This is a genomic window from Brooklawnia sp. (assembly GCF_032229645.1).
In the GTDB taxonomy this organism is placed as follows: domain Bacteria; phylum Actinomycetota; class Actinomycetes; order Propionibacteriales; family Propionibacteriaceae; genus Brooklawnia.
Genome location: NZ_JAVTWX010000150.1, coordinates 1 through 25,156, shown reverse-complemented (window position 1 = coordinate 25,156; position 25,156 = coordinate 1). Strand labels below are relative to the sequence as shown.

At 64.8% G+C, this 25,156-nt stretch carries 20 protein-coding genes; 14 read left to right on the top strand and 6 right to left on the bottom strand.

Annotated elements, in window-relative coordinates; all coding sequences use genetic code 11:
• The 3 genes from AAFP05_RS12605 to AAFP05_RS12595 all read left to right on the top strand — a co-directional run.
• On the top strand, window positions 1-605 hold a 605-nt coding region (locus tag AAFP05_RS12605; protein WP_341730224.1), incomplete at its 5' end, for a hypothetical protein.
• Between the two features lie 57 nt (window positions 606-662).
• On the top strand, window positions 663-1,292 hold the full coding sequence (locus tag AAFP05_RS12600) for an NAD(P)-binding domain-containing protein (protein WP_341730223.1): 630 nt from the start codon (window positions 663-665) through the stop codon (window positions 1,290-1,292).
• A gap of 93 nt (window positions 1,293-1,385) precedes the next feature.
• Window positions 1,386-2,849, top strand: a complete 1,464-nt coding sequence (locus AAFP05_RS12595) for a DUF222 domain-containing protein (RefSeq protein WP_341730222.1) — start codon at window positions 1,386-1,388, stop codon at window positions 2,847-2,849.
• Here the strand turns inward: AAFP05_RS12595 and AAFP05_RS12590 are convergent.
• A complete protein-coding gene (locus AAFP05_RS12590; protein WP_341730221.1) occupies window positions 2,844-3,683 on the bottom strand; it encodes a DNA-formamidopyrimidine glycosylase family protein in 840 nt (279 codons plus the stop codon). The two genes, AAFP05_RS12595 and AAFP05_RS12590, sit on opposite strands and share 6 nt — an antisense overlap.
• A 43-nt stretch (window positions 3,684-3,726) precedes the next feature.
• On the opposite strand from AAFP05_RS12590, the gene AAFP05_RS12585 reads away from it, so the two are divergent.
• The 4 genes from AAFP05_RS12585 to AAFP05_RS12570 all read left to right on the top strand — a co-directional run bounded on the left by AAFP05_RS12585 (window position 3,727) and on the right by AAFP05_RS12570 (window position 10,821).
• Window positions 3,727-4,035, top strand: a complete 309-nt coding sequence (locus tag AAFP05_RS12585) for a thiamine-binding protein (protein WP_341730220.1) — start codon at window positions 3,727-3,729, stop codon at window positions 4,033-4,035.
• A 258-nt stretch (window positions 4,036-4,293) separates the two neighbouring features.
• Complete coding sequence (locus AAFP05_RS12580; RefSeq protein WP_341730219.1) at window positions 4,294-5,928, top strand: NAD(P)-binding protein; 1,635 nt, start codon at window positions 4,294-4,296, stop codon at window positions 5,926-5,928.
• A 50-nt stretch (window positions 5,929-5,978) separates the two neighbouring features.
• The gene (gene nifJ / locus AAFP05_RS12575; RefSeq protein WP_341730225.1) at window positions 5,979-9,671 is read left to right on the top strand and encodes a pyruvate:ferredoxin (flavodoxin) oxidoreductase; all 3,693 of its coding nucleotides are present in this window, start codon (window positions 5,979-5,981) and stop codon (window positions 9,669-9,671) included.
• A 1-nt stretch (window position 9,672) separates the two neighbouring features.
• Window positions 9,673-10,821 carry a dihydroorotate dehydrogenase-like protein gene (locus AAFP05_RS12570; RefSeq protein ID WP_341730218.1) on the top strand — a complete coding sequence of 383 codons (1,149 nt, stop codon included), beginning with the start codon at window positions 9,673-9,675 and terminating at the stop codon, window positions 10,819-10,821.
• A gap of 216 nt (window positions 10,822-11,037) precedes the next feature.
• Here the strand turns inward: AAFP05_RS12570 and AAFP05_RS12565 are convergent, their stop codons facing one another.
• From AAFP05_RS12565 to AAFP05_RS12545, 5 genes are read right to left on the bottom strand one after another with little or no spacing between them, the layout of a single operon-like run.
• Window positions 11,038-13,287 carry a heavy metal translocating P-type ATPase gene (locus AAFP05_RS12565; protein ID WP_341730217.1) on the bottom strand — a complete coding sequence of 750 codons (2,250 nt, stop codon included), beginning with the start codon at window positions 13,285-13,287 and terminating at the stop codon, window positions 11,038-11,040.
• Window positions 13,287-13,493 (bottom strand): heavy-metal-associated domain-containing protein, encoded by a 207-nt coding sequence (locus tag AAFP05_RS12560; RefSeq protein ID WP_341730216.1) that lies wholly within the window; start codon window positions 13,491-13,493, stop codon window positions 13,287-13,289. The genes AAFP05_RS12565 and AAFP05_RS12560 overlap by 1 nt, the downstream gene beginning before the upstream one ends.
• Before the next feature lie 51 nt (window positions 13,494-13,544).
• A complete protein-coding gene (locus tag AAFP05_RS12555; protein ID WP_341730215.1) occupies window positions 13,545-13,859 on the bottom strand; it encodes a metal-sensitive transcriptional regulator in 315 nt (104 codons plus the stop codon).
• Window positions 13,860-13,915: 56 nt separating this feature from the next.
• Entirely contained in the window at window positions 13,916-14,971 is a 1,056-nt protein-coding gene (locus AAFP05_RS12550; protein ID WP_341730214.1) for a LacI family DNA-binding transcriptional regulator, read from the bottom strand.
• Entirely contained in the window at window positions 14,968-15,927 is a 960-nt protein-coding gene (locus tag AAFP05_RS12545) for an aldose-1-epimerase (RefSeq protein WP_341730213.1), read from the bottom strand. Before AAFP05_RS12545 ends, AAFP05_RS12550 begins: the two co-directional genes overlap by 4 nt.
• Window positions 15,928-16,124: 197 nt before the next feature.
• Here AAFP05_RS12545 and AAFP05_RS12540 point away from each other — a divergent pair, with 197 nt between their 5' ends.
• The 7 genes from AAFP05_RS12540 to AAFP05_RS12510 all read left to right on the top strand — a co-directional run bounded on the left by AAFP05_RS12540 (window position 16,125) and on the right by AAFP05_RS12510 (window position 25,062).
• Window positions 16,125-17,726, top strand: coding sequence for an FGGY-family carbohydrate kinase (locus AAFP05_RS12540; protein ID WP_341730212.1), 1,602 nt, complete (start codon window positions 16,125-16,127; stop codon window positions 17,724-17,726).
• A 48-nt stretch (window positions 17,727-17,774) separates the two neighbouring features.
• Window positions 17,775-18,464, top strand: coding sequence for an L-ribulose-5-phosphate 4-epimerase (locus tag AAFP05_RS12535; RefSeq protein WP_341730211.1), 690 nt, complete (start codon window positions 17,775-17,777; stop codon window positions 18,462-18,464).
• Window positions 18,465-18,570: 106 nt separating this feature from the next.
• Entirely contained in the window at window positions 18,571-20,079 is a 1,509-nt protein-coding gene (gene araA, locus AAFP05_RS12530) for an L-arabinose isomerase (protein WP_341730210.1), read from the top strand.
• 189 nt (window positions 20,080-20,268) lie between these two features.
• Complete coding sequence (locus AAFP05_RS12525) at window positions 20,269-21,264, top strand: ABC transporter substrate-binding protein (protein ID WP_341730209.1); 996 nt, start codon at window positions 20,269-20,271, stop codon at window positions 21,262-21,264.
• 104 nt (window positions 21,265-21,368) lie between these two features.
• Window positions 21,369-22,946, top strand: a complete 1,578-nt coding sequence (locus tag AAFP05_RS12520; RefSeq protein ID WP_341730208.1) for a sugar ABC transporter ATP-binding protein — start codon at window positions 21,369-21,371, stop codon at window positions 22,944-22,946.
• Window positions 22,943-24,022: an ABC transporter permease gene (locus AAFP05_RS12515; RefSeq protein WP_341730207.1), complete on the top strand. Its 1,080-nt coding sequence runs from the start codon at window positions 22,943-22,945 to the stop codon at window positions 24,020-24,022. Before AAFP05_RS12520 ends, AAFP05_RS12515 begins: the two co-directional genes overlap by 4 nt.
• Window positions 24,019-25,062, top strand: coding sequence for a sugar ABC transporter permease (locus AAFP05_RS12510; RefSeq protein ID WP_341730206.1), 1,044 nt, complete (start codon window positions 24,019-24,021; stop codon window positions 25,060-25,062). The genes AAFP05_RS12515 and AAFP05_RS12510 overlap by 4 nt, the downstream gene beginning before the upstream one ends.
• Window positions 25,063-25,156: the final 94 nt, after the last annotated feature.

Below are 25,156 nucleotides of genomic sequence, written 5' to 3'. Positions count from 1 at the left end.
TTCCTGCCGTCGTAGCTGTCCTCAACCACCACAGCTACAGCTTCTGGGACTGGGTCGGCCCGCTGATGCCAGCCGATCTGCATTTCCTGCGCCACGACGGTTCAGTCATCCTCGGAACAGTGACCTGCGATGCCTATGCCTGGCTGGAGGTCGATGACCAAGAGTTCGCCACCATCGCAGCTGTGTTCCCACCAGAGGCCCGTCTGGGAGCGTTCGATCCGATCGACGAGATAGACGCCTGGTTGTCGACCTATCGCGGAGACCTCGAATGGGCCGGCGAACTGACGATTTCTGAGAACAGTGCCGATGAAGAACCGTGGCGCTTCGTCGCAGTATCCTCGCCAAAAATGACCGCAACTCTCCGTCTGGACGCGCACGGAAACCTGTCGGTCTCGTATCAGCACGACTCCGTGAACCAAGAAGAGCAGCACGAAGTGTCCACGCCACAACAACTCCAGCGCCTCTTCACGTCCTTATGGGCTGGTGATCTTGGACGAGCCGACCGAACATCTCGACCGCGAGACCGCGCAGGCGCTGCTGGACGACCTGTTCACAACGCTTGTCCAGAGCAGCCTTGGTCTGCCGCTCCGGGCAGCCTGCGCTGATAGCTGAGCGATCAACTATTCTGGAACGGTTGGGCCTGCGCTAGCGTTATCGGCATCATGAACAAGATCGTGGGAATCATCGGTGCCGGCAAGGTCGGCAGCGCCATCGGGCGACTCGCTGCCGACTCCGGATGGCAGGTCCTGTTCTACGACGTCGCTCCTATCGAGAACGTAAACGCAGCTGTGCTTGCCACAGATTCCAACACGCGGTTCGCTGAGTTGCCCGAACTCATCGACACCGCCGACATCGTGGTTCTCGCGATACCCTTCGGGATCGCGTCCGGGGCCGACCTTTCGGCGCTCAGTGGCAAGGTGGTGGTCGATCCCACCAACCATTGGCCCGGGGTGGACGGTCCGATGCCCGAATTGGACGCCTGGCCGGGCTCGACAAGCGGCCTGCTGGCCAGCCACAGTCCGCAGGTGCGTCTGGTCAAGTCGCTCAATCACCTCAGCTATCACGATTTCACGTCGGACGCGCGGTCCGCCGGGGCCTCCCCCAGACGCGCGATCGCCGTGGCCTCCGACGATGCGGCTGCTCGTGAGGTTGCCTGTCAGTTCGTGAACGACATCGGTTTCGATCCGGTGCCGGTGCCCTTCGACCGAGCCAAGCTCCTGGAACCCGAGGGCCCGGTCTTCGGGCACTGGCTCAATGCGTCCGAAATGCGAGCGGCGCTATCCGTCGTGTGACGCAAGAGCAGACCCAGCGATCGCCTCGAATCTTTTTTCGATTCTGCTCCCGAATCGCCCGTTTTTGTCAGTGCGTTCGATTAGAGTTGTTTCATGGAGACGACAACGAGCCACCGGCCGCAGATCTTGCCGGGTGTCGATCGGACGGAGAGCCCGACGACAGCGCCGGCTGGCTGCCTTGATGATCCGATTTGTGGTGCGGATCTGCTGGTCAGACCGGCGGGTGCCGCGGAGGCTGCGGCTGCGTTAGATTTCGCGCATCGGCAGGTGATGGCGTTCGAGGTAGCGGAACTGATCGCGATCTTGCATATGGCCGATTTGTGGGAGGTCGATTCCGAGGCCGTGCTGGAGGGCATGGAACGGTTGATCACCCCGGGCCATGACGGAACCCCGAGGGTCGGCGAGTTCCTCGCGTTGGAGCTCGGTCCTCTGCTGGGTATCCCGGCCTCACTGGCGCTATCACAGATCGGGTTCGCGCTCGACCTTCGCCACCGGCATCCCCGGCTCTTCCAACGCGTCATCGCAGGCCAGGTACGGGTGTGGCGGGCCCGGAAAGTGTGTCAACGATGCGCGTGTCTGCCGTTGGATGCTTGCCTGATCGTGGACCAGAAGGTGGCCGATGCCGTCGCGTTGAAGTCGATCTCCCAGGCGATGAAAGAGCTCGAGGAGTACATCATTTCCGCCGACCAGGATCTGGCCCGCAGGCGTGCGGAAGCGAAGCGGCAGACCCGGTTCGTCAAGATCTCGCCGATCGATGACGGGCATGTGTCGATCTATGGCGTGGTGAATCCAGAAGATGGGCTCATGTTCGACTTCGTCTTGCGCAAGATCGCGGGCGTCTTGCCTGCCAACCCTGATCCCGAGATCGGACGAGACATCGACCTGCGTCGGGCCCAAGCGTTGGGTATCTTGTGCCGGCATTTCCAGAACCAGCCCTGCCAACAACCCCAGTTGCCCGACGCGCATCCCAGCAAGGGTTGCGATCGCACCTCCGAACCGCCCGCATGCCCACGCACGGCACAGAGTTCAACCATGCCCGTGCACACGCTCGTCGTCCATATCAACGCCGCTGACCCTGCGCTCGATCAGGTGTCTGGGGCATGCCCGCCGACCGGAGTCGCACGAGTCGATGACTGGGGACCCCTCCTGGCCGAGCAATTGCCCGCATTCCTGAAGGACTCGAAAGTCATCGTCCGACCCATCGTCGACCCGACAACGATCCAGCCGTCTGACGCCTATCAAACCCCTGACAAGATGCGGTTCGTCATCGAGCAACGCAACCCGGTCGACGTCTTCCCCTACGGCATCGTGTCGTCCAAACACTGCGACATCGACCACACCATTGCGTTCCGAACTGGAGCCAACGCACCCTGCGGCCAAACCCGCCCCGACAATTTGGGGCCGCTATCTCGCAAGGCCCACCGGGCGAAGACCCACAGCGACTTCCACCTCGAACAGCCCAGTCCCGGTGTCTTCATCTGGACCACCAGGCTCGGCTACCAATATGCCGTCACAGCCCGAGGCACCACCCGCATCCAGGCACCGGACAGCTCATAGCTCCATCACGTGGCCGGACGACCCGGCAGGCTGGCAGGCCGGACACCAATACAGGTTCCGGCCGGCGAGCGCCGCGCCTAGCACCGGAGTTCCGCAGACCAAGCACGGCTCGCCCAGTCTGCGGTAGACGTAGACCTCGCCCCCATGCGCGTCCACCCGGGGCGGGCGGCCCATCGCCTCCGGGGTGTGCTGCTCCCCGACCGTGTCAATGCGTCCGGCGGCCATCGCATAGTTCATCAGGCCCACCAGGTCTGCCCAGATCGAGTCGAATATCGACCGCGGCAGCACCTTGGCGGGCAACTGCGGGTCGATGCCGTGCCGGAAGAGCACTTCGGCCCGGAAGATGTTCCCCACCCCCGCGAAGACCCTTTGATCCATCAGCAGCACCCCGATCGGACGCGCGCTGGCGTGCACCTTGCGCCAGGCGCGCTGTGGATCGGCATCGGCGCGCAACGGATCGGGACCCGATGACGCGATGACCCCAGACCGTTCGGCCGGATCGATCAGGCGGCACCACTGTGGACCGCGCAGATCAGCCGCGCATCCGTTCGCCGCCACCCGCAGCCGCAGCGTCTGCGGATTGGGCAGCACCGATTCGACCGGAACGAACCAGAGTTTGCCGATCAGCCCGAGATGGATCCAGACCGTTCGTCCGCCTTCGAAGTCGATCAACAGATGCTTGCCGACGGCCTCAGCCCCAACCAGTTCGGTGGCATTCAACAGATCGGCGGCGGCAGCGAACCGGCCCTGCGGACTGGCCACCTGCACCGCCTTCCCCTCGAATCGCGAATTGAGCCCGGCACTGAGACGGTGAATGACATGACCTTCAGGCACCCGGCCAGCTTATGCGTGCGGCCCTTGGGCCTAGGCTGGAGGCATGCTGGTAGCTTTCTCGATCACTCCGTCCACCTCCGGCGAGGACGGCGCCGTGCATGACGCGGTCGCCGCAGCCGTAGCAGTCATCCGCGCGTCCGGCCTGCCGAACCAGACCGATTCCATGTTCACCACCATCGAAGGCAGCTGGGACGAGTGCATGTCGGTCATCAAGCAGGCCTGCGATGCAGTCGGTGAATTCGCGCCACGGGTCTCGCTGGTACTCAAGGCCGACATTCGTCCGGGCTTCAGCGGAGAACTGACCGGCAAGGTGGAGCGCCTCGAGGCAGCGTTGGAGGCCCGCGGCCGATAGCTCAAGCCGGTCAGACTTAACGTCCTGACAAATCTTCGGCCCCGGCGACAAATACGTCACGAAATCCGTTCCAAAATCGCTCAACTAGCCAGCCTGGACATAGGCTACCCTTAGCAGGATAGGCGTTTGGCTCCTAGTAAAGTGAACTTGAAGACGCATTCGTGACAGGTGCGCGGTCGCAACTTGTACGGGACGAGCAAATCACTTTCCGCCTGGTTGATCGCGTGCCTCCGATCGACGAGGGCAGGGGTTCTTGCAATGACGGCTACCGACGGCCAACTCGATATCACTCAGCTACCTGATTTGGCCGAGGGTGCCGGCCGTGTCGGGCCGGTGCGCACTCGCAGGCCCGTCTATGTCGACCTGCTGCCGCCGTGCAACAACGCGTGCCCGGCCGGCGAGAACATTCAGGAGTGGCTCCGGCTGATCAAGGAAGGCCAGGCCGAGGCGGCATGGCGGCAGTTGACCCGGGACAACCCGTTCCCTGCCATTCATGGCCGCGTCTGCTATCACCCGTGTGAGGTGGCCTGCAACCGCCGCGATCTGGACTCCTCGGTCTCGATCCACTCCGTCGAGCGTTATCTCGGCGACCTGGCGATCGAGAATGGTTGGCGCTTCAACAAGCCGCACAACAACACCGGTTACCGGGTGCTGGTCATCGGCGCCGGCCCCTCGGGCCTGTCGGCCGCCTACCATCTGGCCCGCGTGGGCCATGATGTCGAGATCCACGACGCGGGCGAGCTGCCCGGCGGCATGATGCGCTACGGCATTCCCGAATACCGACTGCCTCGCGACGTCGTCGACGCCGAAATCAAGCGGATCGAGGACCTCGGAATCAAGATCGTTCTCAACCACCCTGTCAAGGACCTCCTTGAGGAGCAGCGCGAAGGCGGCTTCGACGCGGTCTTCGTGGCGATCGGCGCGCATCTGTCGCGACGGGTCGAGATCCCCAGCATGGACGCCGGCAAGATGGTCGATGCCGTCGACTTCCTGCGCGATGTCGCGTCCGGGGAGAAGCCGAAGATCGGACGCCGAGTGGCCGTCTACGGCGGCGGCAATACCGCAATGGATGCCGCCCGCACGGCGCGCCGGATGGGCGCCGAAGAGGCCGTCATCATCTACCGCCGAAGCCAAGAGCAGATGCCCGCGCATGCCGACGAACTCGCCGAAGCCGAGCAAGAGGGCGTGAAGGTGCATTGGCTGCGCACCATCAACGAGGTCGCCGACGACATTGAGGTCGAGATCATGGAACTCGACGAGTGGGGCAAGCCGCACGGCACCGGCAAGTTCGAGAAGCTGCCCGCCGACACCGTGATCATGGCCGTCGGCCAGATCGCCGACACCGGCTTTCTGCGTAACATCCCCGGCCTGCGTTTCGATAGTGACGTCGTCCAAGTCGACCCGACCACGCTGATGACCGACGTGCCCGGCATCTTCGCCGGCGGCGATGCAGTTCCCTCCGAACGCACCGTCACGGTTGGCACCGGTCATGGCAAGAAGGCCGCCAAGATGATCGACGCCTGGCTGAACCGCCGCCGCATAGTGCCGACCATCAAGCATCCAGTCGTCGGCTTCGACGATCTGCACCTGTGGTATTTCGGCGACCACCCACGCAGCATCCAGTCCGAGCTGTCTCCCGACGAGCGGGTCAGCGATTTCGGCGAGGTCGTGAAGGGCCTCACCGAGGACGAAGCGAACTTCGAGGCGCGCCGCTGCCTGAGTTGCGGCAACTGCTTCGAATGCGACGGCTGTCTCGGCGCCTGTCCCGAAGACGCTGTCATCAAGCTTGGTAAGGGCCACCGGTACCGCTTTGACTACGAGAAATGCACCGGTTGCGCGACCTGCTACGACCAGTGCCCCGCGCACGCTATCGAAATGATTGCGGAGAAGTGATGACTACCACTACTGCAGCTGACGCGAAGATTCCCGCGCCCCACCCGAACATGCTGGGTGCCGAAGACCCGATCGCCAACCTCGATCGCGATGAGCCCGAGGCCGAGCCCACCGAGGTCCGCTCGATCGTCGACGGCAACACTGCGGCGGCCGATGTCGCCTTCCGGGTCAATGAGCTCTGTTCCATCTATCCGATCACCCCGAGCTCGCCGATGGCCGAACTGGCCGACGAGTGGGCGGCCTTCGATCGTCCGAATATCTGGGGTCAGATCCCCTCGGTCATCGAGATGCAGTCAGAGGGTGGCGCGGCCGGCGCGATGCACGGCGCGCTGCAGGCCGGTGCCTTGTCGACCACGTTCACCGCGTCGCAGGGCCTGCTGCTGATGATCCCGAACATGTTCAAGATCGCCGGCGAACTGACCAGCACGGTCATGCACGTCGCCGCGCGGTCGCTGGCCGCTCAAGGCCTGTCGATCTTCGGCGATCACCAGGATGTGATGGCGGCCCGGCAGACCGGCTGGGCGATGCTGGCCTCCAGCTCTGTGCAGGAATGCCACGACAATGCCCTGATCGCACAGAACGCCACGCTGCATTCGCGGGTGCCGTTCATGCATTTCTTCGACGGTTTCCGCACCAGCCATGAGCTCAACACCTGCCTGATGCTCAGCGATGACCAGCTGCGGGCAATGATCCCCGACGAACTGGTTCGCGACCATCGACGCCGGGCGCTCAGCCCCGAGCATCCGTTCATCCGCGGTACCGCACAGAACCCCGACGTCTACTTCCAGGGACGCGAGTCGTCGAACCCGTTCTACCTTGCGACACCCGGAATCGTGCAGCAAGCGATGGACGACTTCGCCACGCTCACCGGCCGTCAATACCACGTTGTCGACTATGTCGGCGCTCCGGATGCCGATCGCATCGCTATCGTGATGGGCTCGGGTGCGGAGGTCGTCCAGCAGGCCGTCAGCTACCTGAATGCGTCCGGTCAGAAGACCGGCGTGCTGATCATGCGGCTCTATCGTCCGTTCCCGACCGAGCAGGTGCTCGCGGCCATTCCCGAGACGGTGCAGAAGATCGCGGTGCTCGACCGCACCAAGGAGCCCGGCTCGAACGGCGAGCCGCTCTTCCTCGACATCACCGCCGCGCTGGCCGAGGCCGTCAGCATGGGCGACCGGCCCACGCTGCCGCGCATCATCGGCGGCCGCTACGGTCTGTCGAGCAAGGACTTCACCCCGGCGATGGCCGCTGCCGTGTTCGACGAGCTCGCCAAGGACAAGCCGCGACCGCGGTTCACCGTCGGCATCAACGACGACGTGACTCGGCTGTCGCTCGACTTCGATCCCCACATCGACCTGGAAGATCCGCTCACCAAGCGCGCGGTCTTCTACGGTATGGGCTCGGACGGCACCGTCGGCGCCAACAAGAACACCATCAAGATCCTCGGCTCCGACCCCGACACCTTTGCCCAGGGCTACTTCGTCTACGACTCGAAGAAGTCCGGTTCGCGCACCACCAGCCATCTGCGTTTCGGACCCGACCCGATCAAGGCGCCCTATCTGGTGAACAAGGCATCGTTCATCGGCTGCCACCACTGGTCGATCCTGGAACGCATCGATGTGCTCGAGTTCGCTCGCAAGGCCATCTACAGCGAGGACGGCGAGCGTTCCGGCGGCACCACCCTGCTGATCAATTCTCCCTTCGAGGCCGATCAGGTCTGGGATCATCTGCCTGCTCCGATGCAGCGCAAGATCATCGACTACGACATCCTGCTCTATGCGATCAACGCCAACGAGGTGGCGCGCACCGCCGGTCTGGGCGGACGCACGAACACCGTCTTGCAGACCTGCTACTTCGCGATCTCCGGCGTGCTGCCCTCCGATGTGGCGATCGAACGCATCAAGCAGTCGATCACCAAGACCTACTCGCGCAAGTCGATGGAGATCGTCCGCAAGAACCATGTGGCGGTGGACGAGTCAGTCGCCCATCTTCACAAGATCGAGGTACCGAGCGAGGTCACCAGCGATCATGGTTACCTGGCTCCGGTGCCGGCGTCGGCTCCCGACTTCGTGCAGGACGTGACCGCGACCATGCTGATCGACAAGGGCGATTCGTTGCCGGTCAGCAAGCTGCCGGTCGATGGCTCGTTCCCCAGCGGCACCACCAAATACGAGAAGCGGAACATCTCCGACATCATCGCGGTCTGGGATCCCGAGGCCTGCATCCAGTGCGGCAACTGTTCGTTCGTCTGCCCGCATGCGGTGCTGCGCGCCAAGCACTACCCGACGTCCGCTCTTGCCGGGGCGCCGCAGGGTTTCGAGTCGGCTCCGCTGGACGCGGCTGGTCTGCCTGATGCGCGCTACACCTTGCAGGTCTACGCCGAGGACTGCACCGGTTGCGGTCTGTGCGTCGAGGCCTGCCCGGTCTCGCCGATCGGTCAGCCGCAGCGCAAGGCCATCAACCTGGCTCCGGTACTGGAGCGCAGCAAGCAGCGCCAGAACGTGGAGTTCTTCGAGCAGATCCCGCGGCCGCGCCGCAGCCGGGTCAATTACTCGTCGGTGCGCGGCGTGCAGTTCTTGACTCCGCTCTTCGAGTTCTCGGGTGCCTGCTCGGGTTGCGGTGAGACGCCGTACCTGAAGCTGCTCACCCAGCTCTTCGGCGACCGCCTGCAGATCGCCAACGCCACAGGCTGCTCGTCCATCTACGGCGGCAACCTGCCAACCACACCGTGGGCCAAGAACGACGAGGGGCGCGGACCGGCCTGGTCGAACTCGCTCTTCGAGGACAACGCCGAATTCGGTCTGGGCATGCGGTTGGCCGCCGATCTGCACAACTCACTGGCCAAGCGCCGCTTGGAGCAGTTGCGCGCAGATATCGACGATGACGCCCTGGTCGACGGCCTGTTGACCGGGCCGCAGGAGAGCATGCACGAGCTGCGGATCCAGTACCGCCGGATGCAGGATCTCTACGCCAAGCTCGATCAGCTCTCGGGGCCGCTGGTCGATGATCTGCGCTCGGTCGCCGATCATCTCATGCGCCGCTCGGTGTGGATCATTGGTGGCGACGGCTGGGCCTATGACATCGGTTCGGGTGGTCTCGACCATGTGCTGGCGTCCGGACGCAACGTGAACGTCTTGGTAATGGATACCGAGGTCTACTCGAACACCGGCGGCCAGGCATCCAAGTCAACTCCGCTGGGTGCGGTCGCCAAGTTCGCGACCAGCGGCAAGACGACCAACAAGAAAGATCTCGCGATGCAGGCGGTCGCCTATGGTCACGTCTACGTGGCCAGGGTGGCGCTGGGCGCCGATCCCCAGCAGACGCTGAAGGCATTCCGCGAGGCTGAGGCCTACGACGGCCCGAGCCTGATCATCGCCTACAGCCACTGCATCAGCCACGGCATCGACATGCGCAAGGGCCTCGAGCAGCAGTACAAGGCCGTTGCCTGCGGGCACTGGCCGCTGATGCGGTTCAACCCGGTGCTGCGCGACGAGGGCAAGAACCCGTTCCTGCTCGACTCGCCTCGTCCGCGGATCACGCTGAAGGACTACCGTGCCGGTGAGCTGCGCTTCAAGATGCTGACCCGTTCGGATCCCGAAGAAGCCGAACGGCTCCTCGAGATCGGTCAGCAGCATGTGCTGCGGCGCTACGCGGAATACGAGCAGATGGCGGAGCGCCCGGCCGAGATGTTCAGCGCCGACGCCCGCGCGAAGACCGCTGTTTCGTCAGACAAGGAGGCGTGAGATGGTTGAGTTCGATCCCGAGGCCCTGCAGGCCGCAGCGGAATCCGCCCGCCAGAAGTCGGCGATGGGCAGCAATGCCACTGACCAGCTCGCTCCCGCCTCGGCACTGATCCTTGAGAACGACAGGCCCGCATCGGAGTCGACTAGCGATCTACGAACGAGCTATATGGGCTTGTCGTTGCGCAATCCCTTGGTGGCATCGGCCGGCCCGCTGAGCCAGAGCCTGGATGGCATCAAGGCGCTCGCCTCCGGCGGCGTCGGAGCCATCGTGATGTACTCGCTGTTCGAGGAGCAGATCCGGCACGAGGCGGCACGCGAGGCGCAACTGCTCGATCAGGCGTCCGAGAGCTTCGCGGAGGCGCTGAGCTACTTCCCCACCGAACCGAGCAACGAATCGGGACTGACACACAGCTACCTGCGGCTGATCGAGCAGGCAGCACCGGTGATCGACCTGCCGCTGATCGCCAGCCTCAACGGCTCGACGAAGGGCGACTGGTCGAATACGGCGCGGCAGATGGCCGACGCCGGAGCTGCCGGCATCGAGTTGAACATCTACTACCTGCCGGGCGACCTGGCGACCACCGGACGAGACGTCGACGAGCGGTACACCGATATCGTCGCCGATGTGAAGTCGAAGGTCAGCGTCCCGGTTGCGGTGAAGCTGAGCCCGTACTTCTCCAGCTTCGGCGAGATGGCTGGTCGGCTGGATGCTGCGGGTGCGGACGCGCTGGTGCTCTTCAATCGCTTCCTGCAGCCCGACATCGATCTCGATCAGCTCAAGGTCGTCTCGGGCTTCGAGTTGTCGAATCCGGACGAGGCGAAACTGCCGCGCAGTTGGATCTCGGCACTGTACGGCCGTGTCCATGCCTCGCTGGCCGCGACCACCGGGGTGGAAACCACCCAGGATGTCGTGAAGTACCTGCTGGCCGGCGCCGACGTGGTGATGACGACATCCGCGCTGGTACGCAACGGCGCGTCGTATGCGGGCCAACTTGTCGACGGCGTGACCTCGTGGTTGAACCGTCGTCAGCTGACCCTCGGGCAGGCACGCGGCATGCTCGCGGTGCCGGCCGACGCGAATGCCGCGGATTACGCGCGTTCTGGTTATGTTTCGGGGCTGGAGCGGGCCAAGAAGGTCTACTCGCGCTAAGCGTTTATGGACACATCGGATCGTCGGGGATCATAGCGGCTACCGACAGTTGCGTTGGCTACCGAACATTCCGCAGCCAACGCGATTTTCGTCAGCCGCTATCCAGGCGCGCTTTTTGCCATCCTGGTGGTGAGACAGTTTGGTGGATGGCGTGGGGAACCTTAGTAGTAGCCATATCAGTCATACTGCTATGGCACCTTCCGTCTCAGCAGCAGATCAGTGCTTGGGCTTCCAGGTGCGCAACCGCAGGCTGTTCGTCACCACAAACACCGAACTGAACGCCATCGCCGCGCCGGCGAACATCGGGTTCAGGTAGCCGAGCGCCGCGATCGGGATCGCGCAGACGTTGTAGATGAACGCCCAGAACAGGTTGCCCCGGATGGTGTTCAAGGTTCGGCGCGAGAGCTTGATCGCGTCGGCGGCGAGCATCAGATCGTGACGCATCAGCGTCAGGTCGGACGCTGCCATCGCCGCGTCCGTGCCCGAGCCCATGGCAATACCCAGATCAGCCTGGGTCAGCGCGGCCGCGTCGTTGACACCGTCACCGATCATGGCGACCGGAGTCTGGCCGCCGTCCTGCAACTCGGCGACGACGTCGAACTTGTCACCCGGCAACACCTCGGCGCGCACCGCATCGATGCCGACCTGCTTGGCGACGTATTCGGCAGCCGCCTGGTTGTCGCCGGTCACCATGACAGTGCGCAGCCCCAACTCATGCAGGGCCCTGACGGCGTCGGAAGCACTCGGTTCGATCGTGTCGGCCACCGCCACAAGTCCGATGACCCTACCGCCATGGGCGACCAGCACTGTGCTGGCACCGCGCGCGGCGGCCTCGGAGGCGGCCTGACTGAGCTGCTCGGGCACGCTCAAACCGAGCTGGTTCATCAACGCGGGGTTTCCTGCCGCAGCGGAGCGGCCATCGACCGCCGCCTGAACACCGCGGCCGGGAAGATTGCGGAATCCCTCCAGACTCGCGGCGGTACCCTGATATGCCTTCACGATGGCCCGGGCGATCGGGTGTTCGGACGCGGCTTCCAGGCTCGCGGCGAGCCTGAGCACCTCGTCCGCGCTGACGCCCTCGGCGGGTACGACCCCGGTCAGGCTCATCTGACCAGCGGTGATGGTGCCGGTCTTGTCGAGCGCGATGACCTTGATGCGGTGCGCCTCCTCGAGGGCTTCGGGCCCCCGGATCAGGATGCCCAGCTGTGAGCCGCGCAGCGATCCGGCCAGCAGTGCGGTCGGGGTTGCCAGACCGAGCGCGCACGGGCAGCTGATGATCAGCACCGAGACCGCCGCGGTCACCGCGAAGGTCGCCGACTCCCCCATCAACAACCAGACGGCCAGAGTGATCAGCGCCAGCGAGATGACGATCGGCACGAAGACCCCGGAGATCTTGTCGGCCAGCGCCTGGGAGCGAGACTTGCCGGTCTGAGCCAGTTCGACCAGATGGGCAATCTGCGACAGTTGAGTGTCGGAGCCGACCGCTGTCGCGCGGACGACCAGTCGTCCGGTGGTGTTGACGGAGGCACCCACCACGGTGCTGCCGGAGCCGACATCGACCGGCAGTGACTCCCCGGTGATGACCGAGTTGTCGACCGCAGAGTCTCCGGCGACCACCACGCCGTCGGTGGCGATCTTCTCCCCCGGACGAACGACGAACTCGTCGTCCACCATGAGTTTCTCGATCGGGACGGTGACCTCTGCGCCGTCCCGCAACACCGTGACGGACTTGGCGCCGACCTCGGCCAGGGCACGCAGCGCAGAGCTGGCGTCCTGCCTGGAACGCGCCTCAATATAGCGTCCGGCAAGGATGAATGTGATGATGCCGACAGCGGCCTCGAAGTAGACCGAACTCAACTGATGGTCATGCGAGAGGCTGAACGTCCAGTGGTGGGTCATGCCGATCATACCGGCGCTACCGAAGATCAACGCGACCAGCGACCACAGATAGGCGGCGCTGGTGCCGAGGCTGATCAGGGTGTCCATGGTGGCCGCGCCGTGCCGCAGGTTGACCAGGGCCGAGCGGTGGAAACCCCAGGCCGCCCAGGTGACCACCGGGGTGGCGAGCACGAGGCTGACCCATTGCCAGCCCGGGAACTGCAGCGGCGGGATCATGGCCATGGCGATGACCGGCACCGCGAGCGTTGCCGCCACGATCAAGCGGCGTTTGATCTCCGCCGCCCGATCTCGCGGCTGCTCCTCGGGGACCGGCAGCGCAGCGCCGTACCCGGCGGCCTGCACGGTGGCGATCAGATCATCGGCGCTCAGCTCGGCGGGAGCCACCACATGGGCCTTCTCGGTGGCGTAGTTGACGCTCGCCTGCACTCCGTCAAGCTTGCCCAGCTTCTTCTCGATCCGCGCCGCACACGACGCACAGGTCATACCCTGCACGTCGAGTTCGATGATCTGACTCGCCGGCCGTCTCAGGCCGGTGGGATGGATGTCGCCTGTGGTCCCCGCCGTCATCAGGCCAGCGCCACCTTGTAGTCGCCGGCCTCCGAGACGGCCTCTTCGATCTTCGCGAAGTCGATGGCGGCCGCACTGGCCACCTGCATGGGCCCGGCCTGTTCCACCTTCACCTCGGTAACGCCGGGAATGGCCGAGACCTCTTCGGTGACGTGGTTGACGCAGTGCCCGCAGGTCATTCCGGTGACGACGTAGTTCGTGATCATAAAAGGGTTTCCTCTCGGGTTATGTGGTCGCGCCGATTGCGCAGTGGTGTTTCAGGAGCGGACGAGCCGGGCGATCGCCTTGCTGGCCTCATCGAGTTTCTCTTTGGCGGCCTCGTCGCCCTGTTTGGCGGCGTCGAGAACGCAGGAGTTCAGGTGACCGTCGAGCAGGCCGAGTGCCACCGATTGCAGTGCGCTGGTGGCGGCCGAGATCTGGGTGAGGATGTCGATGCAGTACTTCTCGTCCTCGACCATCCGGGCGATGCCGCGCACCTGTCCCTCAATGCGGCGCAGCCGCGAGAGGTAGGCGTCCTTGTCGTCCAAATAGCCGTGGTGATGCCCGTGCAGGCTGCATTCGTCCGTGCTCATGTCCAATATGGTACCCCCTAGGGGTATGGACGCAAGCCCGGGCGGCTACCGGCCCATCACCAACGCGGCGGCGCCGTCGACGCCCGGACGCACAGCTCGGCCGGTACCGGGTTCAGATCCATGGGCTCACCGGCGAGTGCCGACAGCGTGGCCAGCAGCACCTGATGACCGAGCGAGGTGAAGTCCTGGCGCACGGTCGTCAGGGCCGGGCTGAAATAGTCGGCTCCGGCGATGTCGTCGAATCCCACCACCGAGATATCGCCCGGCACCGCGACGTCGGCCGCGTTCAAGGACGCCAGCAGGCCGAGCGCCATATGGTCGTTGGCCGCGAAGACCGCGGTCGGCAGCGGGGTTCCCAGATCGGACGCCCACCGGGCGAGCAGCTCCTGGCCGGCCTGAAAGCCACTGGCCGCGCTCCAATCCCCGAAGACCACTTGGCAGGAGATGCCGTGGTGCTCACAGCGGCGCTGTGCCGAGGTCAGGCGCTGCTGGGCGTCCACCCAGTCATGAGGGCCGGCCAGCAGCACCACCCGGCGATGGCCGAGAGCGGCCAGATGATCGATCGCAGCCCTCGCCCCCGCCCGCTGATCGACGCTCAGGGTCGCGAGGCCATCGACATCGGCCGGGCTCGGACCGACCACGATCAGCGGAACGCTCAGCTGCAGGTCGGCCGTGCTACGGACCATCGACTCGCGCGAAGCGATGACCACCAACGCCTCGACATCGTGGTCCAGCGCCGCGTCGACGGCTCCGATCAGTTCGTCCTTCGAGTTCTCGCGCAGGGTCGCCAACAGCGGCATGTAACCATGCTTGCGAGCGGCCTCTTCGATGGCGGCCAGGGTGCTCGTCGGCCCGAAGAGGAAGGAGCCCACGGCGATCACGCCGATCAGTCCCGACCGTTGGGTGACCAGCGTCCGGGCCGCATTATTGCGGCGATAGCCGAGATCGTCGATCGCAGCCAGCACTCGCTCCCGGGTTGCGGACCGCACGCCGGGAAAGTCATTGACCACCCGTGAGACGGTCTGGTGCGAGACCTGGGCCCGCTCGGCGACGTCCCTCAGGCTCGGGGGGCGACCAGCACTGGCGCGCTGCGTCGGCTGTTTCGCGCTCACTCGTCGTCCCGGGCTAGGGCATGGATCTGCCATGACGCCTCGTGGCTGGCCCCGGGCTCGAGGACGATCAAATCCTCGCCGCTGTTGAATGCATCGGGCGGACAGGTCATCGGCTCGACGGCGAGCCCGCTGCGGTCGAGCTCCGGTTCCGGGCGATCGGCCGTGTGTACCTGTACCCATGGCAGCGCCACCGGATCCCAGACCATCGCCACCCCGGCGCCGCTCGCGCTACGCACCTCCACCCGCGCGACCCCGGACTCGTCCGCGGTGACTCCGGTGAACGCGTGATCGATGAAGGTCTTCTCAATTGCCCGTGCGCCGCGAAAGTCCAGGACGCCCCCTTCGAATGAATCGACCAGGCGAGTTCCCACCGGCAACAATCTGTCTGCGGTGACCTCCAACACCTGGTCGGCCGGAACTGTGAGCGTCCAATCGTCGACCCGGCCCGGCCCCGCGACCAGATAGGCATGGGACCCCAGCCCGTAGGGAGCACGCGCATCGCCCAGATTGGTCGCGCGCACCGACCAATGCAAGCCGCCGGCATCCAGCCGGTAGGACGCCGACACCAGCACATCGAACGGGTAGGCCTCCTGTGCGGGGATCCGGTATTCCAACACAGCCGAAGCCGCATCGGCCGACGCCACCGTCCAATCTGCCCAGACGGCGAGCCCGTGCAACGCCGTTCGCCGCTCGGGCTCGTTGATGGCAATCTGCTGCTGCGCGCCGTCGAAGATATACCGGCCGTCGGCGATCCGGTTCGGCCACGGCACCAGAACGGCGCCACGGTAGACCGGGCGCAGAGCTTCGGCATCGAATGGGGCGACAAGATCACGGCCGCGGTAGGTCAACGTGCGCAGGCTGGCGCCCACCGTGGCGATGTCGGCCTCGTAGTCTCCTGCGGCCAGGTGGATCTGCTGTCCGCTGATCGGACGCTGCCTTGAATACTCCGACACCATGGAAGACCTCCTCGGTCAGTGACGTTCATGGATTCTCCCTCGTCAACGGGAGACCTCCGGAGACCGATCGCGATGACCAACACCGGTCATGACCAAAATGTTATCGTTCTCATGTTGCGCATCGCAAGCCTCTCGGTTATCGTCTTGTTAACGGTAACATTCAGCGCGGTAAGACGGACTCAAGGACGACGATGTCGATGACAGACACTGCAGGGGCAGCGAGGCACACCCTGGCAAGCGGCGGCGCCCGGCTAGGTATCGAGCTGGGCTCGACCCGGATCAAGGCGGTCATCGTCGGCGACGACGAGATCCCGCTGGCCACGGGTGGCTCCAGCTGGGAGAACCAATACGTCGACCAGACCTGGACGTACTCGCTGGATGCGGTCTGGCAAGGCATTCAACAGGCGTTCGCGGCTGTCTGCGCCGACGCTCAGGCCAAGTACGCCACCACGCCGACCCGCTTCGCAGCCATCGGCATCTCGGCGATGATGCACGGCTACCTCGCATTCGACGATCACGGACGCCAACTCGTCGAGTTCCGCACCTGGCGGAACACCTCGACCGGCCCGGCCGCCACCGAACTCACCGACCTGCTCGGCTTCAACGTGCCGCTGCGCTGGTCGATCGCTCACCTCTACCAGGCCGTACTCAATGACGAGCCGCACCTGCCCGAACTGGATTTCTGCACCACACTGGCCGGCTACGTGCACTGGCAGCTCACCGGAAGCAAGGTGCTCGGCGTCGGCGACGCATCCGGCATGTTCCCCATCGATGACTCCACCCACCTGTGGGATGCCGAACGTGCCGCGAAGGTCGACGGGCTCCTGGCGCGCCACGGCTCGAAGCTGCGCATCGCGGAGGTCTTCCCCCAGCCACTGGACGCCGGGCAGCAGGCCGGCTCGCTCACACCCGAAGGCGCGAAGCTCCTCGATCCCAGTGGCCACCTCGAAGCCGGCATCCCGCTGTGCCCCCCCGAAGGCGACGCCGGGACCGGAATGGTCGCCACCAACGCGGTGGCCCCTCGCACCGGAAATGTCTCGGTCGGCACCTCGATCTTCGCGATGGTGGTCCTCGAGCGTCCGCTGGCCGGCGTACACACCGAGATCGACCTGGTCACCACCCCGGCCGGCCATCAGGTCGCCATGGTGCACTGCAACAACGGCGCCAGCGAACTCGGCTCCTGGGCCGACCTCTTCGCCGACTTCGCCCGACGGCTCGGCAGCAAGGCCGGTGCGGATGACGTGTTCGCGGCCCTGCTCGGCGCCGCGCTGGAGGGCGAGCCGGACGCGGGCGGGCTGCTCGCCTTCAATACGCTCGCAGGGGAACCGGTCACCGGTCTCGACGAGGGGCGTCCGCTGGTCGTCCGCACGCCGGGCAGCGCCTTCACGCTGGCCAACTTCATGCGCTCACAGGTGTACGCGATGTTTGCCGCACTCAGCCTGGGTATGCGCACTCTTGCCGCCGAGAATGTCGAACTCGATGCGATCTATGCTCACGGCGGCGTCTTCCGCACCGCCGGCGTGGCGCAGCGCTTCCTGGCGGCGTCCATCGGCACACCGGTGACCGTCTCGACCACGGCGAGCGAGGGCGGTGCCTGGGGCATGGCCGTGCTGGCGTCCTATCTGGTCAACGGCGCCGGCCGCACCCTGCAGGACTTCTTGGCCGACGATGTCTTCGCAACCATGACATCCGAGACCATCGCGCCCAGCGAGGACGACGTCGCCGGCTACCGCAACTACCTGGCCGAATACGAGGCCGGGCTCGCCATCGAAAAGGCCGCCATCGGCGCGCTGCGCTGAACTCCCAGCACCAGAATCACACTCACAACGGACAAATCTGGAGGAACGATGACTTCTCTGCAGGACTACCCGGCAGAGGTACAAGCCGAAATCGCCGAGGCCCGCGAACAGGTGTGCGCACTGCATGCCGAGCTGACCCGCTGGAACCTGGTGGTGTGGACCGCCGGCAATGTCTCCCAGCGCCTGCGCTCTGCCGATCTGATGGTGATCAAGCCGTCGGGCGTCCGATACGACAAGCTGACCCCCGAAGAGATCGTGGTCTGCGACCTGGACGGCAACCTGATCGACGGCGAGCACTCGCCCTCGTCCGATACTGCGGCGCATGCCTACGTCTACCGGCACATGCCCGAGGTCTTCGGCGTCGTCCACACGCATTCGACCTATGCCACCGCATGGGCCGCACGCGGCGAAGAGATCCCCTGCGTGCTGACCATGATGGGCGACGAATTCGGTGGGCCGGTGCCGGTCGGCCCGTTCGCGATCATCGGCGACGACTCGATCGGACGAGGCATCGTCGAGACTCTGCGCGATTCGCGTTCGCCGGCCGTGCTGATGCAGAACCACGGACCGTTCACCATCGGCAAATCCGCCGAAGCCGCGGTCAAGGCTGCGGCGATGGTCGAAGAGGTCGCCCGCACAGTCCACGTGGCCAAGCAACTCGGCGAGCCGCTGCCGATCCCCCAAGACCTCATCGACCGGCTCTACGATCGCTACACCAACGTCTACGGGCAGCACTGAGCCCGCTCACCGATTGAGCTGTCTCAGCACCCGCTGCTAGTTTCTCGCGGTACACGGGAGAGCCCCGCAGCACAAAACTCAGCCACCACGAACAAAGGTGTTTCAGATGAAGAATCCCTTCTCAGGCAAACAGATCTGGCTTCTCACCGGCAGCCAGGGCCTCTACGGCGAGGAAACCCTCGCCCAGGTCGCAGAGCAGTCCAAGCAGGTCGCCGCGCTACTCAACGAATCGGGAGACATCCCGCTGGAGATCGTCTGGCGCCCGGTGCTCACCGATTCGGAGTCGATCCTGCGCGCCATGCTGGACGCCGGATCCGACGACTCGGTGATCGGTGTCATCTGCTGGATGCACACCTTCTCACCGGCCAAAATGTGGATCCGCGGGCTGGAGGCACTACGCAAGCCGCTGCTGCATCTGCACACCCAGGCCAACGAGGCCCTGCCGTGGGACACCATCGACATGGACTTCATGAACCTCAACCAGGCCGCGCACGGTGACCGCGAGTTCGGATACATCCTGACCCGCCTCGGCATCCCGCGCACCACCGTGGCCGGCTATGCCGGTCATCACGACGTCACCGGACGCATCGGCACCTGGGCCCGCGCGGCCGCCGGCTGGGATGCCGCCCAGCACCTGGCGCTGGCGCGTTTCGGCGACAACATGCGCTATGTCGCGGTTACCGAGGGCGACAAGACCGAAGCCGAGATCCGCTTCGGCGCTTCGGTGAACACCTGGGGCATCAACGACCTCGCGGACGCCATCGCGGAGGTCACCGATGCCCAGATCGACGAGCTGATCGCCGAGTATGTCGAGAGCTACGACGTGGTTCCCGAACTGCTTCCCGGAGCCGAGCGCCACGAGTCGCTGCGCTACGCCGCGGCCCAGGAGGTTGCCCTGCGCACCCTGCTGGAATCGATCGGCGCCACCGCCTTCACCGACACCTTCGAGGATCTCGGCGCGCTCAAGCAGCTACCCGGTCTCGCCGTGCAACGGCTGATGGCCGATGGCTACGGATTCGGCGCCGAGGGCGACTGGAAGACCGCCATCTTGGTGCGGATCGCCAAGGTGATGGGTTACGGCCTACCCGGCGGCGCCAGCCTGATGGAGGACTACTCCTACAACTTCGTCCCGGGCGAACAGAAGATCCTGGGCGCCCACATGCTCGAGGTCTGCCCCTCGCTCTCGGACGACAAGCCGAAGCTCGAGATCCATGCACTGGGTATCGGTGGTCGCGAGGATCCGGTTCGGCTGGTCTTCAATGCGACTCCGCGTCCGGGATTGGTCGTCGCTTTGAGCGATCTGCGCGACCGCTTCCGGCTGACGGCCAATGTGGTCGAGGTCGTCGAGCCCGATCAGCCGCTGCCCAACTTGCCGGTGGCGCGCGCCGTCTGGCTCCCTGCGCCCGATCTGGCGACCTCGGCGTCCTGCTGGCTGGCCGCCGGCGCCGCTCACCACACCGTGATGACCACCGCGGTACCGCTAGAGGCCTGGCACGACTTCGCGTCGATCGCGGGGGTCGAACTCGCCGTCATCGACGAGCAGACCACTCAACGCACGTTCGCCGACCAATTGCGTTGGAGCGCCGTCTACTACCGGGTGGCACAAGGCTTGTGAGCACCGTCCCGGTGGCCTCAACCGCCACCGGGAATCTCGACTACTGACTGATTGCAGCGATGGAGGTGGCCCCGGATTTCGGCTCCGGCGCCAACGCTGTCGTTCGCTACGCCCAAAACCCGAAGACCGCCCGATCCACCAACCCAAATCTCCAGCCGCCGGCTGGACCGATCCCAAGGAGGAGATCGCATGATCTCTCGCAATATCCTGCGCAAGGGCGCCGCAACCCTCGCTGCAGCCACCATGGCCTTCACCCTTGCCGCCTGCGGGGGCGGTAGCAGCGACGCCAGCTCGGCCGGCGATGATGTCACCACCGTAGGCTTCGTCGCGGTCGGTCCCGAGGGCGACTGGCGCAACGCCAATGAGCAGAACATCAAGGACACCTTCACCACCGATGCCGGATTCGATCTCAAGTACGCACCTGCGAAGGACCTGGACCAGGCGTCACAGATCGAGGCCTTTGACTCGTTCGTGGACGAGGGCGTAGACGTCATCCTGCTTTCGGCCACCGAGGCCACCGGATGGCAGGACTCCCTGACCCGTGCTCAAGAGGCTGAGATTCCGGTCATCCTGCTCGACCGTGGCATCGAGCCCGACGACAACAGCCTGTACGTCACCCGAATCGCGCCCGACAACGCGGCCGTTTCCAAGTCGGTGGCCGAATGGGCCGTCTCCGCATTCCCGACGGGCGCGAACTACTTCGTCCTTGAGGGTCCGGCCGGCGTCTCGGTCGTCAACGAGCGCAACAAGGGCTGGGATTCGGTCATGAGCTCGCAGCCGTCGTTCGTCAAGGTCGGCGCACAGACCGCGAACTGGTCGGCAGAAGAGGCCAAGAGCGTCACCGAGACCGTCCTCAAGGCCAATAACAACAACATCCAGCTGATCTTCGCTCAGAACGACGAGATGGGCCTGGGCGCAGCGCAGGCAGTGCAAGAGGCCGGTCTGACCCCCGGCACCGATGTGAAGATCGCGACGATCGATGGCACCAAGGGCGCTCTCGAGGCGCTCGCAGCAGGCCAGCTGAGCTTCGTCGCCGAGTACAACCCGCTCTTCGGCGAGACCGCGCTGGACGTCGTCCAGAAGACCCTGGCCGGCGAGTCGGTGCCTTCTTACATTCAGGTCGAGTCGACCACCTTCGATTCGCCTGAGGCCGCCAAGGCCGCTCTGCCTGACCGCAAGTACTGAGTAAGGGCCTGGGCGGGCCCGATCCGACAGGGCCCGCCCGGCACACTCGGTACCTCCATCACAACCCGCCCGACAATCCCGGAAGCGGGGTTAGGAAAGTCATCATGACTGGACCATCACCGATCGTCGAGATGACCGGGATCTCGATTGAGTTCCCGGGTGTCAAAGCACTCGACGGTGTGGATTTCCGGCTCTTCCCCGGTGAGGTGCACAGCCTCATGGGCGAGAACGGCGCCGGCAAATCCACCCTCATCAAGGCGCTCACCGGCGTCTACAAGATCAACTCAGGATCCATCGTCGTCCAAGGCGAAGAGCGCCATTTCAGCGGTCCCGCCGATGCTCAGCTGGCCGGCATCTCTACGGTGTATCAGGAAGTGAACCTCTGCACGAACCTCTCCATCGGAGAAAACGTCATGCTGGGTCACGAAATACATGGACGCTTCGGCATCAACTGGAAGGCCACCTATGAACGGGCCGCCGAGGTGCTGCACAAGCTGGGCCTCGACTACCTCGATCCCACCCGCCCCCTATCGACCATCTCCATCGCGCTACAGCAGATCGTCGCGATCAGCCGGGCGATGGTCACCGACTCCAAGGTCCTGATCCTCGACGAGCCGACGTCCTCGCTCGACGCCAACGAGGTCGAGGGCCTGTTCAAGGTCATTCGCAACCTGCGCGATGAGGGCGTGTCCATTCTCTTCGTCTCGCACTTCCTCGATCAGGTCTACGCGATCAGCGACCGAATGACCGTGCTCCGGAACGGACGCTACGTGGGCGAATACCTCACCGCCGAGCTCGACCGGCGCTCGCTGATCGAGAAGATGATCGGCAAGGACCTCTCCGCGCTCGAATCGCTGGGCTCGGGCCACGAGTTCAATCCGCACGCCGATGAGGCGACTCCGGTGCTGAGCGCCCGAGGCATCGCACGGCGCGGCTCGATCGAGGCCACCGATCTCGACCTGCATCGCGGCGAGGTGCTGGGAATCGCGGGTCTCCTGGGCTCCGGACGCACCGAGCTCGCCCGCCTGATCTACGGCGCGGACAAGGCCGAATCCGGCGAGATCGAGGTGGACGGCCACCCGGTCGCGCTTTCCAGTCCGGCCATCGGGCTCGACAACCGCATCGCCTACTCAACCGAGAACCGCCGCGATGAGGGCATCATCGCAGATCTGTCTATTCGCGAGAACATCGTGCTGGCGGTGCAGGCGAAGCGCGGCTGGATGCACCCGCTCTCGCGCAAGCAGCAGGACGAACTTGTCAGCCGGTACATCACAGCGATGGGTGTGCGGCCGGCCGACCCCGAGCGTCCGATCAAGAATCTGTCCGGAGGCAACCAGCAGAAGGTGCTGCTGGGACGCTGGCTTGCCACAGATCCGCAGGTCCTGATCCTCGACGAGCCGACCCGCGGCATTGACGTCGGCGCAAAGGCGGAGATTCAGGAATACGTCGTCCGGCTGGCCGACGACGGTGTGAGCGTGGTCTTCATCTCCTCCGAACTTGAGGAGGTCGTGCGGTTGTCCGACCGGATCATCGTCCTCAAGGACCACCAGAAGATCGCCGAGATCCATAACGGCCCCGATGTCACAGCGGCGAGCATCGTCGACATTATCGCCAACTACCAGACGCCGGGTTCTCCCCCGATTGAGCCTCCCGACGCAAACGACAAGGAGTCGGTGGCATGACCGACGAGAAGACGACCTGGGCCACCAGACTGAAGGAGTCGGCCCGCAAGCCCTTCTTCTGGGGCATCGTGGCGATAGTGGTGCTGCTGGGCATCAACCTGCTGAAGGATCCCAGATTCCTGTCCATCAGCTACAACGCGAGCACCGGCTACCTGTCGGGCAACCTGCTCGACATCCTGCGGGCGGCATCACCGATCATGCTGATCGCGGTCGGCATGACCCTGGTGGTTGCCACCGCCGGCATCGACCTGTCGGTCGGTTCGGTGATGGTCGCCTCCGGCGCGGTGGCGATGCAATTCTTGGCCGGCACCGACGTCCCGAACTCGATGGGCGGTGTACTCGGCGCCATCGGTATGGCCCTGCTCGTCGGAACCGGCATCGGACTGTGCTCCGGCATCCTGGTCGCCTACGTCGGCCTGCAGCCGTTCATCACGACACTGGTGATGATGATGGCAGGTCGAGGCCTCGCCAAGGTCATCACCGGCGGCAACAACACGAAGGCCTCCAGCGAAGGATTCTCGTGGATCGCCAACGGCCGCATCGCCGGCTTTCCGGTGGTCTTCCTCATCGCTGTGATCATCGTGCTCGCGGTGGCGCTGGTGATCCGCAAGACCGCACTGGGCATGATGATCGAGTCGGTTGGCGTGAACGCCGAAGCGGCCCGGATGGCCGGCATCAAACCACGCGGTCTGCAGGTCACCGTCTACACGCTGAGCGGCATGCTCGCCGCGTGCGCAGGCATGATGTCGGTTGCCTCGGTGATGACCGTGGACGTCTCGCAAACCGGCAACGGTCTCGAGATGGACGCGATCCTCGCGCTCGTGGTGGGCGGCACCTCGTTGGCCGGCGGCAAATTCCACATCGGCGGTTCGGTCGTCGGCGCCCTGATGATCACCACGCTCGACAAGACCGTCACCTTCCTCGGCATTCCCTCATCGGCGACCCCCGCCTTCAAGGCGGTCGTCATCATCATCTTGTGCCTCCTGCAATCTGAGCGGGTGCGCAACCTCCTCAAGAGGCGTGTGCGCAAGACGGCAGTACCGAGCGCATCAGCGAAAGTGAGCGTGGCAGCATGAGTGCGATCGCAGTGCAGCCGGAGAACACCGGTCTCAGCTCGAAGATCAAGAGCTGGATGGACGCCAAGGCCATGCTGCTGCCCACCTACGCCGCTCTGGTGATCTTCGTGGGAATGCTCATCTACGGCCAGGCCGAGTACGGGCTCATCGTCTCCAAGGGCGCGATGCAGTGGGGCACGATGTCCAATCTGCTGATCAACAACGCCCACATCATCATCCTCGCGGTCGGCATGACCTTCGTGATTCTCACCGGAGGCATCGACCTGTCGGTCGGCGCGGTGATCGCGTTCTCCTCGTTGTCGGGCGTGATGCTCACCAATGCCGGGGTCAACGGCTGGCTCACGATGGTGATCATGATTCTGATCGGCACGCTTTTCGGACTCTTCTCGGGCGTGTTGGTGCAGTACTTCAACGTGCAGCCGTTCATCGCGACACTGGCCACGATGTTCTTGGCGCGCGGCCTGGCATCGATGCTCAGCACCGAGCCCCAGCGACTGTCGGACGACTCGCCGATCAAGCTGATCTCGACCGACATCAAACTCATCGACGGCCCCAAGGTCAATGACCTGATCGTCACACCGGGCGTCCTGATCGCTATCCTCGTCGTTGCCGCAGGCTGGTGGACGCTGCATCGCACCCGCACGGGCCGCACCATCTACGCGATCGGCGGCTCGGAGACCTCGGCGTCGCTGATGGGCCTTCCGGTGGTGCGGACCAAGCTGTTCATCTATACGATCAGCGGAACGCTGGCCGGGATCGCGGGCCTGGTCTACACCGCAGAGCTGGGCAAGGCGCAGAACATCACCGGCGTCGGCTGGGAGCTGGACGCGATCGCCGCAACCGTGATCGGCGGCACCCTACTGACCGGCGCGTTCGGATATGTGCTCGGCTCGGTCGTCGGCGCCCTGGTGCTCGGCCTGATGACAGTGCTGATCACCCGCAACGGGGCGATCCCGGCCGAATGGACGACCATCATCACCGGTGCCATCCTGCTGGTCTTCGTGCTCTTGCAGCGCGCAATCACCTTGCGCAAGAAATAGGACCTTCTCGCGAATCTGGCCGCCGGCCGCGACTCACCGCTCATCGGGCGGGAGCCGCGGCCGGCGGTTTTTGCTCCGGCGGCAGTCGATCGTC